9 protein-coding genes are annotated in these 17,986 nt (G+C 64.1%); 2 read left to right on the top strand and 7 right to left on the bottom strand.

Annotated elements, in window-relative coordinates:
* Positions 1-122: 122 nt before the first annotated feature.
* Entirely contained in the window at positions 123-647 is a 525-nt protein-coding gene (locus AC066Y_RS03400) for a Csu type fimbrial protein (RefSeq protein WP_478272664.1), read from the bottom strand.
* A gap of 471 nt (positions 648-1,118) precedes the next feature.
* Positions 1,119-1,493, bottom strand: coding sequence for a hypothetical protein (locus AC066Y_RS03395; protein ID WP_478272663.1), 375 nt, complete (start codon positions 1,491-1,493; stop codon positions 1,119-1,121).
* Positions 1,494-2,350: 857 nt separating this feature from the next.
* Here AC066Y_RS03395 and AC066Y_RS03390 point away from each other — a divergent pair.
* Entirely contained in the window at positions 2,351-2,857 is a 507-nt protein-coding gene (locus AC066Y_RS03390; protein ID WP_478272662.1) for a very short patch repair endonuclease, read from the top strand.
* A 13-nt stretch (positions 2,858-2,870) separates the two neighbouring features.
* Here AC066Y_RS03390 and AC066Y_RS03385 read toward each other — a convergent pair whose 3' ends face one another.
* From AC066Y_RS03385 to AC066Y_RS03365, 5 genes are all read right to left on the bottom strand, one after another.
* Positions 2,871-8,720, bottom strand: a complete 5,850-nt coding sequence (locus tag AC066Y_RS03385; RefSeq protein WP_478272661.1) for a DEAD/DEAH box helicase — start codon at positions 8,718-8,720, stop codon at positions 2,871-2,873.
* Entirely contained in the window at positions 8,713-10,497 is a 1,785-nt protein-coding gene (locus tag AC066Y_RS03380) for a hypothetical protein (RefSeq protein WP_478272660.1), read from the bottom strand. The genes AC066Y_RS03385 and AC066Y_RS03380 overlap by 8 nt, the downstream gene beginning before the upstream one ends.
* 373 nt (positions 10,498-10,870) lie before the next feature.
* Positions 10,871-13,447: a hypothetical protein gene (locus tag AC066Y_RS03375; RefSeq protein WP_478272659.1), complete on the bottom strand. Its 2,577-nt coding sequence runs from the start codon at positions 13,445-13,447 to the stop codon at positions 10,871-10,873.
* Positions 13,429-13,551, bottom strand: coding sequence for a hypothetical protein (locus AC066Y_RS03370; RefSeq protein ID WP_478272658.1), 123 nt, complete (start codon positions 13,549-13,551; stop codon positions 13,429-13,431). The genes AC066Y_RS03375 and AC066Y_RS03370 overlap by 19 nt, the downstream gene beginning before the upstream one ends.
* 1 nt (position 13,552) lies before the next feature.
* Complete coding sequence (locus tag AC066Y_RS03365; protein WP_478272657.1) at positions 13,553-14,782, bottom strand: DNA cytosine methyltransferase; 1,230 nt, start codon at positions 14,780-14,782, stop codon at positions 13,553-13,555.
* 1,129 nt (positions 14,783-15,911) lie between these two features.
* Here AC066Y_RS03365 and AC066Y_RS03360 point away from each other — a divergent pair.
* Positions 15,912-17,984: an ATP-dependent helicase gene (locus tag AC066Y_RS03360; protein ID WP_478272656.1), complete on the top strand. Its 2,073-nt coding sequence runs from the start codon at positions 15,912-15,914 to the stop codon at positions 17,982-17,984.
* Positions 17,985-17,986 lie beyond the last annotated feature (2 nt).

The raw sequence follows: 17,986 nt of genomic DNA, 5'->3' as shown, positions 1-17,986 counted from the left end.
TGCGGCCAGCAGAGTCGAATTTTCGTGCATCGCGATGCCCAGTCGATTTGGAGCGTGCGCCGGAAGGCATTTGGTCGATACGCGAAGCAACAGAACAGCGAGCCGCTGCCGCGGTCTCTACTTCAATACGTGATGGTCATGACCACCGTGTCCGTGTAGGTGCCGGTGTTCGGTGCGATGCCGGTAGCGGGAACGGTGCCGAAAATGTTGATCGTCTGCGCCGATCCGTTACCGGTGCCGAGAAAGCAGCCGTTCGTGGTCGTGCAGGTGGTGCTGCTGGTAGCCGTGGTCCAGGGGTTTGTATGGGCTGCATCAGTATAAAGATCGTAGTTGATAAAGTTCCCGGCATTCGTCATCCGCCGCTGGCTGCCGGACACATTTGCTCCGTTGTCCATGGCGATGGAGTACGGGCTGCCATTGGTGCAGGTGACCGAGACGGTTGTGCTGCCCGACTGCAAGGTGGTCGCGAGCGTCGTTCCGGACACGCTCCCGAAATTGAGCGTTGCAGCGTTGATTGTGCAGGCCGCCGTGATGGTGATCTGAACGGTCAAGTTCGCGGTCGATGTGCCGGCCTGGGCGGACGTTTGATAACCGGATGCCACGGCAACGAAGAGCGCGACCGCTCCCAGTCGCGAAGCCTGCTCCATTCTTCGCTTCAGCAAAGGTCCGCGGTCGTCGCGGATGCTAATCTTTCGACAAGGATCGAAAACCCGGCAGGCCGCTTTCCTGGTCGGCCGGCAACCTTCTTCAGTGTCTTCCAATGAATTCGTTTTCATCGCCAATTGTGCCGGACGAGAGGCCGTCGTCGTGAACAAGAGAATCAAAATTGGGTAAACTTTGAATGAGCAAAAGCTTAACGACGGCTGATCGAGCTATCGACAACTATGCCTCCATCAAAAACTATAATGGTTGGCAAAGTCGGCCCACGGATTCGGCGCCACCGGCTCTCGCTGCGCTTGGGCTTGGTCTGCTGCCCTCTGAAATCACCGGCGGGCCCTGCAGGACTCGAACCTGCAACAAGACCGTTATGAGCGGCAGCATATCGATCCCCCTCGTCAATTCCGCTCAGCTTTCGTTCGGCTGTCCCGCCTGGCCCATTTCGCCGACTAGAGCGCGATCTAGCTGACCACGATCTTGGCGACGCAGAGCAGAATCACCAGCGCCAGGAAGAAGATGTCGACATAGGATTTGATCTCGCCGGCATGCCTGAGCGCGGTGACGTCGGCGACGATCTGCTTGCGCGAGGCCACGGCATTGGGCCCCTCGCCGGCCGCAGCGGCGAGCCGCCGCGTCTCGCCTTCAAGGCGCTCGATACGCTGGAAGAAATAGAACGAGCGCAGGCCGGAAAGGGCATGCATCGTTGCATAGACCAGGACCAGGATTGCGACCGTCGCGCGCTGCTCGTATTTCTCCAGCAGGTTCAGCGTGAAATAGACCAGTCCCAGGAACACGAAGTTGGAGAGAACACGGTAGGCGTAGCTAGCAAAGATCATCGAGGTCTCCGGGTGGGGCAGGCTTGCGGCCCCGCGGTCGGGAGACGCGGCCGCCTCCGGTCGGCAGCGCCACACCGGCAAGGCCGTGCATCCGCGAATCTACCTGACCGGTGTTACAGGACCGCATCGACCGGCGCCTTCACGTCACCCGCCGGCGTTCGCCGGACCTGCCTCGGGGCGGGGCCGGCACGGCCATGCTCCGAAAAGTCCAGCGATTTCAAGGATCAGCTGAGGTGTGGTGCGCTCGGAGCGCCCACAACCAAGCCAATCGCCATTGTAATCATTAGTATTTTCAGCGAGACGCCTACGCATTGTATCACAGCTTGTATCTCAGTCTGTATCCCGTTTTTACGCCGGTCAGATCACGCTTCTCGACGCAAGTTGCGTCGCATGAGTGACTTGAGCGAGGGTCCTCCGCGATCTTCTCGGCCAATTTGATTCTGGCCATAAGCGGTCCTCGCGGGGACGCGGCGATTGGCTGTGGGCCCAAACGCCCGACGAACGCAGGCGAAACGTCCGCTACTCGGCACAAACCAGTGCCGTGATCAGGCACCGACTTCGAAGCGGCGACGTTCGTCGCCGGACAAATATGGGTTTGATGGGTGGGAAACTAAGTTGTCTAGAACGCTGATCGCACGGTATCTGACCGGTATGTTACCGCGAGATCGGCGGTTATTGCCCCTGCTCTGAGCCACATCGTCCATTTCGGCCTGGGCCTCGACCGGTGCCCCGGCGGGATATGGCGGAACTCATCCGGTGGCCAAGCCGCCGGCAGGCCAGCAAGGTCCGCCATCAAGGTAGTTGAGGCACATCGCCGACGGGCTAGAAAGCGCGTTTGGTGGTACACCGGACGACCAATGGCATTCCATCGTAGAGCATCTCGCCGAACACGTGCAAAACGGCCCGGCCTAGAGACCGACAGGAAGTATGCTCAGCGCCCGGCCACGCCGAGGGAAAGCTATCCGTCCCATCGTTCGTGGACGATGTCGCGGGTAAGGTCGAAGGACACCAAGCCCGAAATCACCGTCCGGAAGGCGGCGCATGCGCTGGGGCTCCGCTTTCGGCTGCACCGAAGAGACCTTCCCGGAACCCCGGACCTCGTTTTTCCGTCGCTGCAAACGGCGGTGTTCGTACATGGATGCTTCTGGCACCGCCACCGCTGCGTCCGGGCCACGACGCCGGCGACCAACGCGGATTACTGGTCAGCCAAGTTCGACAGGAACATGCAGCGGGACGCTCGGAACGCCGCGGAACTTCGAAAGCTCGGATGGCGCTGCGTCCGGATTTGGGAATGCGAGACTAAGGATTCCCGAAAGCTCGTCGGCATTATCTGCCGCAAGGTAATCGCCAAGGCGCGCAAATAGTCGCTTGGTAGCATCAGGGCGTCAGGGGCTCGTCTGTGGGACGGTTCGCGGCGAACTTCAATGCGTTCAGAGGCCGCCGCTCCAGGTCGAACGTGTCGACGAAGCACAACGGATTGCCGTCAGGCTCGATCCCAAACTCCCGGATCGACGCTTGGTCCAGCCGCCATAGCGGATAGACGACCGAATAGCGCCTTTCCAGCCGGCCATCGACGGTGCGTTCCTCGATGCACGGCAGACGGCCGCCCGATCCGGCGCGTCCGTACCGAAGCGTCCTGGGCCGCATGGACACGACCGCCTGAGCCAGCGAATGAGCCTTCTCAGACCAACCACGGAGCTCCGGATAAGCGTCGAAATTTCCGTCGAGACCGCAGGCGTACCGCGGATCGGTCATTCCGCGCAGATAAGAAATCGCCAGCCTCCAGTCGAGAAGCGGATGATATCTGCGGTTCTGATACTGCTGGACGCACGCGTAGCACGAGGTCGAGCAGCGCGTGACGTGCTGCTCGTCCAGAAAGTCCCTCAAAGGCCACTGCCCTTGATCTCCCACCACCTCGTCGACCAGCCGCGCGATCTCCGGTCGACCGTCGCGCCCGGCCTCTCCCAAGCGCCGGCAGAGACCCGAACCATTGATGAGCGTGTCGGCGATCTGAAGCATCGGGCTGTCGCCTCGGAGCCGAGGCTCCAACGCTTCGAATTCGTCCGGCGCGACGTCGAGCACGAGCGCTGCCTTTTGCACCAGCAGGTGCGTGGCGCTGACCGCGGCGGACCGGGCGCCGATCCTAGATCGCACACCGCGGCGCGCGACGAGATCCAGGTTCAGACGTCTGTTGAAGCCGGTCGCCTCGAGAAACAGCGCGTCCGTCTCCTTACGCGCGAGCAGACCGAACCGCATCGCGACTGGCGCCGTCACCGTCCACCTCGGATTGCCGGCGAGCCTCTCGATGTCCGGATCCACGGCCTGCTCGGGCAACGTGACGTTCTTCTGCCAGCCCAACACGTCGTTGTCCGTGACGACGTCGGCACCGAAGAACTTGGCCTGGCCGTTCTCGTCCTCGACGCCGCTGTTGAGGTTCATGATTGTCGTTCCGGCGCCGGCATGCACCGTCAGGCTGCCGATCCTGCTTGGCACGCCGTCACGCTGGATCGTCGCGACAGTCCTGATCGCCATCTGACCGGGAGTTTCGACGTCCTTGGCGGTCGGCCGGAAGTCGGTCCTGAACGCGCTGGGCGAGACGTAGTAGTTGAAGGTGCCCTCCGAGATGTCGGCGCCGCAGTCCCCGCATTGCACGGGCGCGCCCGGCCTGTTGGCCCTATGGCTGGCCGCACCGCAGGATCCGCACCACGCGACGTGGGTCGCCTCGCCGAACCAGTCGGACTTCGGCGGGTCGACGACGACGTCCCTGCCGCGGCGCTCCGGCTCGGAGAGCGGCCCGGTGAATCCGATGGCGCGATGCCGCGCCTTGTCCTTTACGAGGACCGCACCGGGCGCGAACTCGTAGATCGCCATTTCGAGGTCGCGATCCATGACGCTCCAATCGTACTCCTCCGGAACGACGCCGGCCTCGCGCCTGGCACCGAGATAGAGATTCCGCACGCGCGTCGGCATGCCGTACATGGGAAGCAACCCCTGCTCCGCCAAGAACTGCGCCAGGCCGCCGCGCACGCGGGGCTTCTGCGCGGCGAGCCCCATGATCTCCGCCATGAGCACCGACGGCTCCGACATGTCGAGCAGTTGCCGACGTTGCTCAGGCTTCAGAATGGCGGTGCGGATGAACCGCTGCCGGACGTCGTCGGTGTCTTCGAGCGCCTTTCTGAGCTTGCCCGGCCACGCGGAGCCCGCATCGTAGAATTCGTCGGTCGGCACGTACTCGCCATGGACGTCCGGCGGCGTGAGGTCGTCGCCGGGATACGGCAGCCCTTGCGAGATGCACCCGTCGCGCACGAGCGCGAACGCCTTTCTCAGCCAGACCTTCCGCAGGAGGCGCAGCGGGATGGGATTGTGATCGACGGCCAAGAACGGTGCCGGCGGCGGGTCACCGGTGATGGACTCCGGATGGCGGAAGTAGAACGCGTCGTGGCTGCGTCCGCGGCAGAAAGTGGTGACGAACGAGAACGCCTGCCCTCTTCTGCCGGCCCTGCCCACGCGTTGCTGATAGTTGAAGCGCTGGGGAGGCATATTCGCCTGATAGACAGTCTGCAGCGAGCCGATGTCGATGCCGACCTCCATGGTCGTTGTGACCGACAGCATGTCGATTTCCTGCGCATGTTGCCCGACCACATTGTCCTGGCCGACGAAGATGTCCTTGAACCGCCTCAGCCGGTCCGAAAAGTCGTCCGTCTGACCGCTCAGTTCCTCGCACTTCAGCCTGAAGCGCGGAATGTTCTGGTCATGCCCGCGCACGATGCGGCGTCCCAGGAAGTTCGAATTCCACAGCTCCTCGACCGGGCCCGTCTTCGACGCCTTGAGCGGCGCGTAGCAGCGGGTGCACCGACCGACCCCGCGGTGCATGTGAACCCGCTCGCATTCCGTGCAGCGCCAGTACGGATCGTCTGCCCTGGCGATCTTCAGATAGAGCTTCCCGACCTGGATGGTGCCGCCGAGCTGATGCTCGGCGATCAGCCGCCTCAGCACGTCGTCGAGGCCAATCTGCCATTGCGCGCCGAAGATATGGTCGGCAAAGCGCCGCACCTTATTGGACTCCTGCACGTCTCCCGCGGCATGCCACTGCTTGTAGTCGTTTGGGTCGAAATACTGTCCTTCCTGGACCCGGTTACCGCTCGCGAAGACACGTAGCCACGCGTCCATCTCGTCCGCCGCGTCACCCTGCTCTGCCGAAAGCGATGGGTACGCGAGTCCCGTCTCCTCGATTGCAAAGAAGCTGTTCGCGAAGATGACGTCCTCAATTAGCTCGTACTGGCTCTTCATAATCTCCTGCGAGAGATCGCCTCGCAGGACCGGTGTCAGCGCGTTCGAGAACGTCACCTCGCCCGCGGTCTCGTTGAACGCCTGCCACCAGTGCTGTCGGTTGAACCGCTTCCTTCCGAATTCGTCGAAGGGATGGATGCCTAATCGGACGAGCTCGGAGGTGATGCGCGAGACGCTTGTGCTGTTGACGGAGAACTGCAGCAGGTGATCGAGCCGGACCTTGCGGGTCGGCACGCTGATCGCTCCCGCGCCGGAGTTCCTCCTCCAGCCATCGATCATCGCGACGATGCCGCCCGGATTGGTTCTCGCCATCTCCTGGATCAATGCGTTCTGCTGATCTTCCGTGAGGTACGTGGCTTCCGCCTCGCTTAAGGCAGCTCTTGCGACCGAGACGAGGATTTCCCGGCGCAGGTCGCGAAGATGGAGCCGCTCAATCTCCAACGATTGGTTCGCGGCGTCCTGACGGCTGTCGCTGAAGACGATGCTCTTGGGGTCCGCTCCGATGGCGTGCAGGAGCTCGAACATCTCTGTCGCCACCATCTGCGACGCCTTTCCGACGCCGGTCCGGAATGCCCTGATCGGAGAGCGCGATCTGCTCTCCCTGGGTCGGTTCGAATAGTCGGTGGAGCATTTCGGGCAGCAGAAAGGTTGTGCGGTCTTCGGGAACGCCACCCGCCTCTTCACCGTCACCGCTGCGTCCGTCTGAAAATAGAGATGGCCGCCGATGTGGCCAGGAGGCACGTCACCGCCGAGCGTCGCGACGCCCGTGTTCGGGTCGAGAGAAGCCTGCTCCCACGAATCGAACTTCTTCTCGGACCCCTTCCACTCGTCCCGCCGCGGCCAGAAGACCGCGAACTGGTCGAACAGCATCTTGTCGTAGTATTCGGAGACGCCCTTCTCCGGAATGTTCTCCAGGTCCGCCGCCGACGGCAGCATCTCGACCACGGCGCGCGAATCTTTGTCGCCGCGCTGCCCTCCGATTAGAAGCTCTCCGCAGGCTTCGCAGTACAGAAGCTCGAACAGGCGGCGGCCCCTTGCCTCGTCGCCGACCTTCTCGCCGTGCGAGACGCCGCGCTCCATCGTCAGATCGTCGACCTCGATCCCGCCCGGGACCGCGCGGATCGATCCGAAAAGCCCTTCCACATTTCGTATGAACCCATGGAATCGAAAGGAAGGCACGCCCTCCGGCAGCTTCGCCTTGAATTCGTCGTCCCTGCTCTCCGGAAGGGCGCGGACAAGCATGAGCCCGCGGACGGCATCGATCCTCGTCTTATCTCCGAACACGCGCTCCGCGACGTCGGCGACGGAAGTCGCGCGCACGCCGTCGCCGCTCGCGCAGGACGCGGTCAGCGCCGCGGCGGCAGTCACCGCCGCCTGCACGACACGGTCCGTGGCTCCGCGCGCGATACCGAACTCGGTCAGGACGTCCCCGAGCGCGGATCGGACGCCGTCCGTCGGCTCGATCGTCGCCACGAAGCCGTGCACGTCCGGATCGCAAGCCCGGAGCAGACGCTCGAAAGGCTCGGGCGACAGGTGCCGCCCATCCCATGGCAAGACGTTCGCCTCGCCGGGAACGACGCATCTGCGCCAGAACTCGGTCTCCGTGCTTCCTCGATCGTCGGCATCCACGCAGGTGCCGAACGGCGCGAACAGGTCCCGCAGATACCGAAGGCTCTGAGGACCGCGCGCCGCGTCCAACGGCAGCGAGGCGCTCGAGGCCAGGATACGCAGTTTGTACATGTGCGCCGGATCGTCGAGACCGAGACGCTGCAGCAGCGATTTCAGCAGGAACGACACCTCGGTGCCGGCGGAGCCGCGGACGAGATGGAGCTCGTCGATGACGAGGTAGAAATACGCGTTCTCGTCGCTCAAGAGCCAGTCGCGGGTCTGATCGAACATCTGCTCTTCGACCTCGCGCGACAGCATCGTTCCGAGCATCGAGGCGTTGGTGACGAGGATGTCTGGAGGCGCGGCATGCATGTCCCAGCGGCTCACCATCTCGCCGCCATCGACGCTTGAGAAGATGTAGCGCGTAGGATCTTCGGGCAGTCCGATGCCCGCCGCCACTTCTGCGGCCTTCCGGGCGTCGTGCGCGCGGGCCGCATTCTGGCTCTTCTCGAACGAACGCATTGAGGCTCTGAGCTTGGCAAGGCGCCTCGCGCGGCGCTTCTTCTCCCCGGGATCGGCGAACAGGCGCGGATGACGCTGGTAGCCTGTCACCGGGGTCGCGCTGGTGTACTGTCCGAAGAATATCCGGTTCCCGTTGAATCGGTCGTCCATGACGGCCCGCGCTCCGTCCGAGTCCAGAGTTCGTCGCAGGCGCACCATCTGGTCGTCGACGAGCGCGTTCATCGGATAGAGGACGAGCGCCCTGATGGAGGCTGGCCTGGTCTCGCCGCCGCGTTGTGCCCTGTAGCGGTCGGTCCCCCTCCACCAGCGGTTTTGCAGATAGCCGGGGCCAGGGGCCGCCCACTGCGTCGCCTCGTCTGAGAGCTGCGCAAGCAGCGGCAGCATGAAGCTTTCCGTCTTCCCCGAGCCGGTGCCCGACGTCACGATGCCGGGCTTGCCGGGCTGCACGCCCCGCAGCAGCATGTCCTTCTGATGGACGTACGGAGGGTAGGTGGACTTCCGCTTAATTTCTCCGTCCGCAGGCTCGCCGTCGAACAGGCCGGACAGCGCGAGCTCCGCGAACGCGACCTTGCCCGCCCGAGAAAGGCGCCCAAGGGCAGGATCGTCGATCAGCTTCTCAATCGGCTCCTTGGCTTGCTGGTAGCGCAGCACGGGCTCGATAAACGGCACCGTCGCGAGCATCCCTTCGGACTCCAGCAACGCGCGGCGCGCCCCGGCCGTCCTGCGATCAGAGATGCGGAACGCCGTCTCCACGTACGAAATGAAGAAGTCTTTGATGCGACCGAAGCCGCCGACAGGATCAAGCATTCGACGAGCCTCCGGACTCGATCACTCTCAGCCCCGGCTTTCCATTGCTAGGCGCGCCTCCCTGTGAGGCCGGAAACCTCCGCTTCACGGCACCAAGGATGAAGTCGTCGGCCTCTTCCTTCAGAAGGGCTTTGGCGACGGCGACGACGCGGCCGAACCAATCGGCGTCGGCGAAGCCCACGTGCACGTCCTTGAGCATGAGCTTTGCGGCGGCTTCGACCGTCGCGGACGCGGAGGCGCGATCGAGCGTGGTGAGGTCGACTTGGCGTTCGAAGCTCTCGTCGGACCGCCCGGAGAATGCCGCAACGGCGGCCGCCTTCTCCATCGATCCGGACGTGTCTATCGACGGCAGTCGCTTGAGGATCTCTCCCAGCGCCTCGCCCGGCACCCCGGCGAGCGTCAGGCAGACCAGCATGTTCTCAGGAATCTCTCGCCGACGGAGCTTGTCCACCAGAGTGTCGAGCCAAAGATGCGCGGCCGCCCGATCGACGTTCCGTATCACGCAGAAACGCACCGCTTCTTTCTTATCGCAGTCGGTCAGCGCTTGGCCCAGGGCGGTCGCGGATCCGCTTCCGGGCCGGACCCACAGGTCGTCGAACGTGATGACGGCTGGATCGCAGTCGAAGGACACGTGCCTTCCGCCTCCGACGGCTCCAGCCAGCACCGCGACGAAGTCGTCGACGCGGTCGCCGCTCAGAACTGGAAGTCCCCCCGCCATAACGTCGACCAGCGCACGAAGGCACTGCGACTTGCCGCTCGCGGACAGCACATTGCTGGCTTTTATCCAGGATGCGAGCTCACCGACTGCGATGGGCCTCGCCGGCGGATCGGCCGCCCGGAAACCGGGGACCCGCGGCCTGCCGTCGTCGGCACGCGCCGGTCCGCGATCTTGCAGCAGCGACTCCATCCGGATGATGCGATCGATCTCGTCCCTCCGGCTCGCGAGCTCTTTTTCCAGGTCTGTCAAACGCTCCTTGGCTTCGGCGAGACGGCTGCCTTCCGCTTCCGACTGCGCGACGATCTCGGCGCGCGTTCCCGTCAGCGCGCCAATCTCGCTCTCCAACTCTGTCTTCTTCCGGGAAATGTCGGCAAGAGCCGCATCCTCGACCGACTTCAGCCGCGCCGTCATCGACGCGAATTCGGTCGCCTCGAGATCCCGAAGCGTCTCCTCGAGCTCCGCCTGTCCGCGCGCGCGCCGCTCCTGCAGGTCCGCCTTGAGGGAAGCCGTGCCCTCGCCGACCAATGCCTCGATCCTGACCGCAGCAGCTTCCTTCGCGAGCTGCTCGGTGCGCTCGGCCAATTGGGCTTTGACCTCGGGATCGCTGCGCAGGACGGACATGAAGTCCTTCAGCATGTCGTCCCGCGACTTGAGGAGATCCGCCAGCCGGCGGGATCGCATGATCTCCTGCCCGACGCGCGGATCGAGGCGCTCCGCCTCGGAGAGCTTGCCTTCGAGGGCTTCGACGCGTCCGGAGAGAAGGACCGCCGCCTGCTTCAGAACGCCGTCGTCAGCCTTCTCATCCGCGAAGCTTCTGATGACGTGACGCACGAAATCGACGTCGGAACACCAGTTGACGACACCGCTTTGAACGGCACCGGCGTCCCTCGCATACAGATCGACAAAACCCGCCTGGGTCGGCACTCGGAGATGCCTTTCGGGCTGAAACGGCCAGACCGGCAACGCCGCCAGATCGTCGGGCTGACCGATCCGCGATCGGCCGTCGGGCGAGACCACCATCCGCACTTCGATGACGTCGGTCGTGCCGATACGGAACATCTTGTCGCCGGCGAAGCCGTCCTGCCGTCCCGTCTCGACCAGCAGCCTGCGTGCCGCCTCCGGCGCGTAGAGGCCGGACAGGTCTTCGAACGGCAGAAGCCGTCTGCCGGAGGAGGCGACGTGCCGCTGCCGCTTCGGCGGGCCTTCCAGCGTCGGTCGCGCCTGCACCCAGTCGCCGACCTTGATCGCGGGCCGCGCCGATCTGACTTCGATCTCACCGTTGTTGCCGAACAGATTGTGCGACGACGAGGATATGTCGGTGATCGTGCCCTCGATCGACTGCGCCCGCACCTCGACGAAGGACGACGGCCCCTGCGTCCTCGTGCACACTCCCACCACGAAATTGCTGCTGTCGCTAGACACTCCGGCACCCTCACCCAATGGGCGGCAATACGCGCGCCACCCTTACGCTGTCGTTGATCCAAAGCAGTCGCGCGGCTCCTCCCGACTGGCGGCGGACGTTCACCGCCTCGAGCACCGACTGCGGCCCGTCGCCATGGAGGATTCCCGGAAGAAGCCTTCGGAGCTTCGCGAGATCGGCGGCTCGCGCCGAGTATGCGTAGTGACGCCGTCCCGACGGGCCCGCGTTGCCGAGGTTGCGATATCGAAGCCGCGCGGCGACCGGGATCGGCAGCGCGCCTTCTCCCGTCGAACGGACGAGCTTGTCGTCGACGAAATCGAACATCAAGGCGCCACGCGCGACGTGCGCATGCACGATCGCGGCCTGCCTCGACAAGTGCCTAAACTCCTGCCCGCGGGCCACGACCACGTAGACGTCGTGGTCCCGATTGCTTCTCCATCGCGTGACGCGCACAGACTCCCCGTCGTCGTCGCGCGCCGTGACGAAGTGCCGTCGCTTCCAAGACCAATGGGACGCCGCCACGTAGAATTCATGACTGATCGGCGTCGGGACGAACGACGTTGGCGAGTCGCCGGGCACGCCGACCGTTCCGACTGCCCAGCGCAGCCTCGACGTCAACTCCTGGGGCTCGACCCCAGTCGCTCCGACGAGCGGCGGCGACCACTTCGCGACACCGTTCGAGCGGAACGCCTTGCCGCCCATCGCGGCGACGGCCACGCGGAAGTCATCCGTCTGGCGAGATCCGATGCAGCCGTCGACGACGACGAGCCCCGCCTCGGACGAGCAGAGCGGAGCCAGCGTCGGACGCCGCAGCATCCAAGTCCGTCCCTTCCAAGCAGGCTTCAGGAAGGGCTCGAGCATCGTCGCTTCCTGCAGGCCGCGCAGCATGTCCCACGGACTCGCGTCTCCGGCGAGGGCGTCCGATAGCAAAGGAATGAGTTCGCTCTCGTCCCATCCGGCGCCGCCGCCGGCGTAGACCGCTTCGATCAAATCACCCAGCTTGGGATCGAGTTCGCTCCAACCTTCCACGGGAGGCGCGACCTTGTCCCGCATCTCCGCAACGTCGGCCCATTCGATGACAGGCGAACCCTTGGCGCCGCTCAAGGCCCGGTGAACGTGCGCGTCCCGCACGAACGTCAGGCTGCGGGACCATGACGGCGACGCGCGGTCCTCGTCCGCGGCAGGCTGAACGACGTACGGACCGTCGAGCGGCTTCTCGCTTCGGATCGCGTAGGTGCCGGCGATTTCCTCCTCGCATCGTATTGTGCCGTCGTTCTCGCCGGGCCGGGGCGTGATGGTGAGGCCCGAAGCGTCGGCCGCCACTTTCGGCAGGAAGCTCGCCCTTCCTAGCCATTCGCCGCCACTGCGGACGCCGCCGAAGACGCGGACGTTCCGGATCTGCTCTTCGGGCTTGGGCAGCTTCACCACGGCACCGAGACGGTCCTGCGCGCTGCCAGCCGGAACGATCCGCGAGAGCGACCAGTCCCCGCTCCGCTCGAGCGGTCCGAGCTTCGCGCCGATCTTGCCGGCGACGCGTGGCGACAGGCCGACGATGACCCTGCTCAGTCCCTCGGCCAGGATCGGCATCGCCTCCCAGCGCGCGTGTCCGGACTGCCGAAAGAAGATGACGCCCAGGTCGATGGCGCGCATCAGTTCGTGACCTTCCCTGGCGGAGCATGCCACGACCGCCTGCGCGAGCGTGCCGTACGATCCGAGCAATCGCCCGGTCGTCGCGTCTGACACCGCGAAGGACCAAAGGTCGTCCTCGTCCCGTAGCATCTCCAGCGACAGCTCGAACGCCGCCGTCGTTTTTCTGCCGAGGCTTATGGTCTGGACCAGGCGCCAGAAGCGATGGTCTGCGAGCGCGCGGTGTCCAGTGAGGTAGCTGCGTAGGAAGTCCTGGTAGGCTGACTTCAGATAGGCGGACGACTTCGAGCTGTCTGCGACCCGCCGAAACCTGCTCAGAAATTCCAATGGGCTGCCGAGAACGCCATCGTTGTCGTCCAGGAAATGCTGGACGACTGATTTGTCCTTTCGCGACGGAAAGGACAGCCGCACCGAGAAGCCGATCTGCTTGCGCCAGTCCTCCACAGGGGGAAGCTCGAGCGCGCGGAAAGGCAGTCCTTGACGTGCGCGGAGGTTCAGCCATTTCTCGAGTTCCACCCACATCCGGTTGATGCCGGTCAAATTCGAGAAGGTGCGGTTCAGCTTCAGAAACGAGGCGAGCTTGGGCCGGAATTCATGTCCGCTCGCGTCGGGGTCGATCATGCCTTCGACCAGCATCGTCAGCGCGAGGTAGGCGAAACATCCCGGGATCTCGTCACCGGAATACTTGCGGTAGTCGGCGTGCTGAAGCGCGCGGACAAGGCTATCTTCGCTCGCCGCGAACATCGAACGAAAGGCTTCGATCGTTCGCTCCCTGAACTCGTACCCGAGCCCCAGCGCGTCGGTCAGAGTGTAGTCCGTGACCTCGAACGAGCGGAGCGGCGAAGCGTCGCCCTCGCCGATCGATAAAAAATGCCGCGTCAGCGCGATCTCCCAATCCAGATAGGTGGTCGGGAGGGCGACCGTCATCGCGCTGCGGTCCACGGCGCGCGCCGGTCCCGCCGCGCCGCTTCGCTGCCGTGCACCGTCAGGCGCCGCTTGAGCGCCACTTCCCCGTTGGACAGGCCGGTCGCGAGGTCGACGCGCATCTCAAATCCGAAGCTCCAATTGGCCGCGCCCGTTTCGCCTTGCCGACGCGCGTATGCCGCGCCGCGGCTTGCGTCCGTTCGCCGAGCTGGATTTCTTGATGGAGCGCAGCAGCGGATTAAAGAGCTGCGTGCGAAGGAAGGCCACGACGGGCACGGCCACCCCATCGCCGATCACCCTGAACGCGAATTCGTAGACCTCCGGAAGCTTGTAGCCGGCCTTCAGTCCCATGAGCGAGGCCGCTTCCGCCGCCGAGAGAAGCCGCGTTCGGACGTCCGAGCCGTTCACGACGATGATGCGCGGCCTCGATCCTCCTCCCTTTGGGGTCCGAAGACATCCGGCGAGGCCCCGGAAGCAGATTTCGGTCCGCTGCACCGTCTTTCCGTTCGACGGCCTCATGCGCAGGGAAAGCGTGCCCACGATCCGCTTGCCGGATCTCTTGGCCTCGGAAAGCTTCTGCTTGTGGATGTCGGACATCATGCCGATCAGACGCTTGGTCTCGGCGGGCGTGTGCCACTCGACGCCGACCGGCTTGTCCTTAACGATCGTGTTCAGCGTCTTCTTCAGTTCCGGAGCGGCACCGAGATTGAACCAAATCCACTGCTCGCGGCACCGCGGCGACAGCTTCTCGACGGCCTTCACCAGCGGATCCGGGTGCCACGTCGGATGCGGCTCCTCGCGAACGAGCTCGGCCGCAATCTTTGCCGACTTCGAAACGGCGACGATGAAGACCCGCTGTCTCGACTGCGGAACGAAATGCCGCGCGTCGACCACGACGGCACCAGCGCGCATGCCCAGACGGTCGAGCGCTGCGACGACTGCCTTGAATTCCTCGCCGCCGTTTATAGTCAGGAGGCCGACGACGTTCTCGAGGACCACGATGCGCGGCAGGCGGCCGTTGGCCTTCAGGCCCTTCATGAGGTCGATGAACGCCCAGAACGTGCCGGATCGCGTGCGGTTGGACCCGCTCGCCTGGCCTATGCCCAGCCCGTTGCCGGCCGCCGACAGGTCCTGACAGGGGAACGAAGCCCAGGCCAAGTCAACGCGGCGCCCGAGATTTTGCGCCTCGACATCGTGGATATCGTCCTTGAGGATTGCCGCTTCGCCCCAGTTGTCGGCGTAGACCTGGACCTTAAGCGGATCGAAATCGTTGGCGAACTGGCACTTCCACCGGCCGCCGAGGCCAGCACGCACCATACCTCCGCCCGCGAAGAATTCGAGATAACTTGGCACTTCAGACGGCCCCCTTAGCGATGGCGGCCATCATCATTCGCGGACCGGCAAGTAGCCAGACCCGCAGAGTCGCGAACGGATCCGGTCCGTCCGGATTTTCGAAATTTTCCACGCCCCTCATTTCCTGCCCAGCCGTCGGCAGCCTCGCTTGCGCCTCTCCGAACCATCCCCGCCTCGATCGGTTCCATTTGGAAGGTGGTGATGCGACCTTCCGACCGTCTTGCGGATGCGCCAACCTTAGGTCGGCCTTGTGTGTCAAGATGCGCGCCGCGCCTGTGCTGCCTGCCTTTCGGTGCAGGCCAAAGCCCGATTCTTGCACACGAAAGCGGCGGAATCGTCGCACAGGTTGAATCCGCCCACAAGCTCAATCGCGTAGTCTTTTAGTTGCTCGACCTCATGTGGACGAAATTGCTGGTTCCCCTCGTCAGCTAGGCGATCTGACGGGCTGCAACCCGGTCCATGTTTCTGTGCTCGTGGACGGACCGGAACTCAGATCGCGCGGCAGGTGACCGCTTCGTACCGCGCGATAAGCGATCTAGAGAAGTTAGCTTCCCAAGGGGGCGGCGACGCGAGCGACGTCACCCAGCCTGGCTTCCACCTCCCGAGCCGTCAGGCCGGCGCCCATAACATTCTATGGGCCCCTGGATTCGATGCCGTCGCGACAGTCCGATTTTTTGTGAAGCTAAGCCGAAATAGCTTCCCAAAGACGCCCCCGCAGGGCTCTCTGAGTAGCGCTTTTGGGCCACCCTCGAAGGCGTTGGCCGCCCACCGAAGTGCCGAAAGCGGAGACGGCAATGAAGTTCCGTAATGCCATTTAAGCATTTGTTATTGCTATATTAAATCGCCGCGTTTTCACAGCTTATGCTGTCGATCTGAAAGTCGGGAATGCAGGATGACCGGGTCCGGAGCACGCGCGGCGGTAGTTTTTTTTCGGGCGAGAAACTGCCCCCGTCCCGGACCGCATCGCCGCGTCCGTGAGGCGATGGAAAGCCGCCGCCGTGGTCGCGAACGCTGGCGAGATCGCTCGGCAACACCCCATCCTGACCATTGCGCGCTCCACCGGTGCTTCGTACCGCGTTTGCAAACAAAACAAGAACGACTATCCTCCCCCCGCCTCGGGGGATGATTCATGCTTACGACCGCTGCAGTGTCCCATCTGGACACCCTGAATCCGGAACAACGCCGGGCTGTCGAGCACGGTGTATCCGTGGACAGCCATGTGGGCACACCCCTGCTAGTGATCGCCGGTGCCGGATCCGGCAAGACGAACACCCTAGCCCATCGCGTCGCCCACCTGATCGCCAGCGGCGCCGATCCCCGGCGGATCCTTCTGATGACATTTTCGCGGCGCGCAGCGTCCGAAATGGCGAAGAGGGTTGAACGGATCGCCCGCAAGGTCCTGGGCGAACAGGCCGGCGTCATGACCGACGCTCTGAGCTGGACCGGCACCTTCCATGGCATCGGCGCTCGTCTGCTCCGCGAGTACGCCGACCAGATCGGGCTGGATCCGGCCTTCACCATCCACGACCGAGAGGACTCCGCCGACCTCATGAACCTCATCAGGCACGAACGCGGACTTTCCAAGACGGAGAGCCGCTTTCCGGCAAAGGGCACATGTCTTTCCATCTACTCGCGCTGCGTCAACGCCGAGATCGAGCTCGAACGGGTCTTGGGGGCTTCTTATCCCTGGTGCTCCGGCTGGGTCGCCGAGCTGAAGGAGCTCTTTGCGGCCTACGTCGAAGCCAAGCAGAAGCAGAACGTTCTCGATTACGACGACCTCCTGCTCTACTGGGCACAGATGATGTCCGACGGCGGCATCGCCAACGACGTCGGCGGCCGCTTCGACCACGTGCTGGTCGACGAGTACCAGGACACGAACCGATTGCAGTCGTCGGTCCTGCTGGCTTTGAAACAAGGAGGCCGCGGCCTCACCGTGGTCGGCGACGATGCTCAGTCGATCTACTCGTTTCGCGCCGCCACGGTCCGGAACATTCTCGATTTTCCTGACCAGTTCAGTCCCAAGGCCGAAATCGTCACCCTCGACCGCAACTACCGCTCCACGCAGCCTATCCTGTCCGCCGCCAACGGCGTCATCGATCTCGCCAGGGAACGCTTCACCAAGAACCTTTGGACGGAGCGGACTTCGTCGGCGAAGCCCCGCTTGGTCGCCGTTCGGGACGAAGCCGACCAGGCGCGGTACATCGTCGAGCGGATTCTGGAGAACCGCGAGGAAGGCTCCCTTCTTAAACAGCAGGCGGTTCTCTTCCGCACTTCGTCGCACAGTGGACCGCTGGAAGTCGAACTCACCCGCCGCAGCATTCCGTTTGTGAAATTTGGCGGCCTGAAGTTCCTGGACGCCGCGCACGTGAAGGACGTGCTGGCCGTGCTGCGCTTCGTCGAGAACCCGCGCGATCGCGTGGCCGGTTTCCGCGTGATGCATCTGCTTCCCGGCATCGGGCCCGCTTCCGCGCAGCGCGTACTCGATCACATGGCGGAGGCGGCCGACCCGCTCGCCGCGCTCTGCGCGATGCGTTGTCCGCCCCGCGCCGGCGACGACTGGAAAGGATTCGTCGACACGGTCGGAAACCTCCGCTACTCGGAGTGGCCCGCGGACCTCGAGCGCGCCCGGCTGTGGTACGAACCCCATCTCGACCGGATCCACGAAGACGCGGAGGTCCGACGCGCCGACCTCATTCAACTCGAGCAGATCGCGAGCGGCTACTCCTCGCGCGAACGCTTCCTCACCGAACTCACCCTGGACCCTCCGGACGCGACGAGCGACCAGGCCGGCGTGCCGTTGCTCGACGAGGACTACCTCATCCTGTCGACCATCCACTCGGCCAAGGGGCAGGAATGGAAGTCCGTCTACGTGCTCAACGTGGTCGACGGCTGCATGCCTTCAGATTTGGGCGCCGGCACCTCCGCTGAACTCGAGGAAGAGCGTCGACTGCTGTACGTCGCGATGACGCGGGCGAAGGATGACCTCCACTTGGTCGTGCCGCAGCGCTTCTTCACGCACGGACAGCATTCCCAAGGAGACCGTCACGTCTATGCGTCACGGACCCGCTTCATTCCGGAGAAACTGCTAAATCTGTTCGAGAGGACGAATTGGCCCAGTATGTCGGCTGCGGCGCCCGCGCGCGGTCCTGGCCAAGGTCCTCGGATCGACATCGGCGCCCGAATGCGCGGCATTTGGCGCTGAGA

It is taken from the genome of Bradyrhizobium sp. USDA3010, assembly GCF_056429065.1.
The sequence above is the reverse complement of the archived record's forward strand: the minus strand, read 5'-3'. Positions and strand labels throughout refer to the sequence as shown.

Bases quoted from the DNA above. Each gene is read 5' to 3' on its own strand.
- AC066Y_RS03400 (WP_478272664.1), bottom strand. From the start codon at position 647: ATGGAGCAGGCTTCGCGACTGGGAGCGGTCGCGCTCTTCGTTGCCGTG.
- AC066Y_RS03395 (WP_478272663.1), bottom strand. From the start codon at position 1,493: ATGATCTTTGCTAGCTACGCCTACCGTGTTCTCTCCAACTTCGTGTTC.
- AC066Y_RS03390 (WP_478272662.1), top strand. From the start codon at position 2,351: ATGGCATTCCATCGTAGAGCATCTCGCCGAACACGTGCAAAACGGCCC.
- AC066Y_RS03385 (WP_478272661.1), bottom strand. From the start codon at position 8,720: ATGCTTGATCCTGTCGGCGGCTTCGGTCGCATCAAAGACTTCTTCATT.
- AC066Y_RS03380 (WP_478272660.1), bottom strand. From the start codon at position 10,497: ATGTTCCGTATCGGCACGACCGACGTCATCGAAGTGCGGATGGTGGTC.
- AC066Y_RS03370 (WP_478272658.1), bottom strand. From the start codon at position 13,551: ATGCGCGTCGACCTCGCGACCGGCCTGTCCAACGGGGAAGTGGCGCTC.
- AC066Y_RS03360 (WP_478272656.1), top strand. From the start codon at position 15,912: ATGCTTACGACCGCTGCAGTGTCCCATCTGGACACCCTGAATCCGGAA.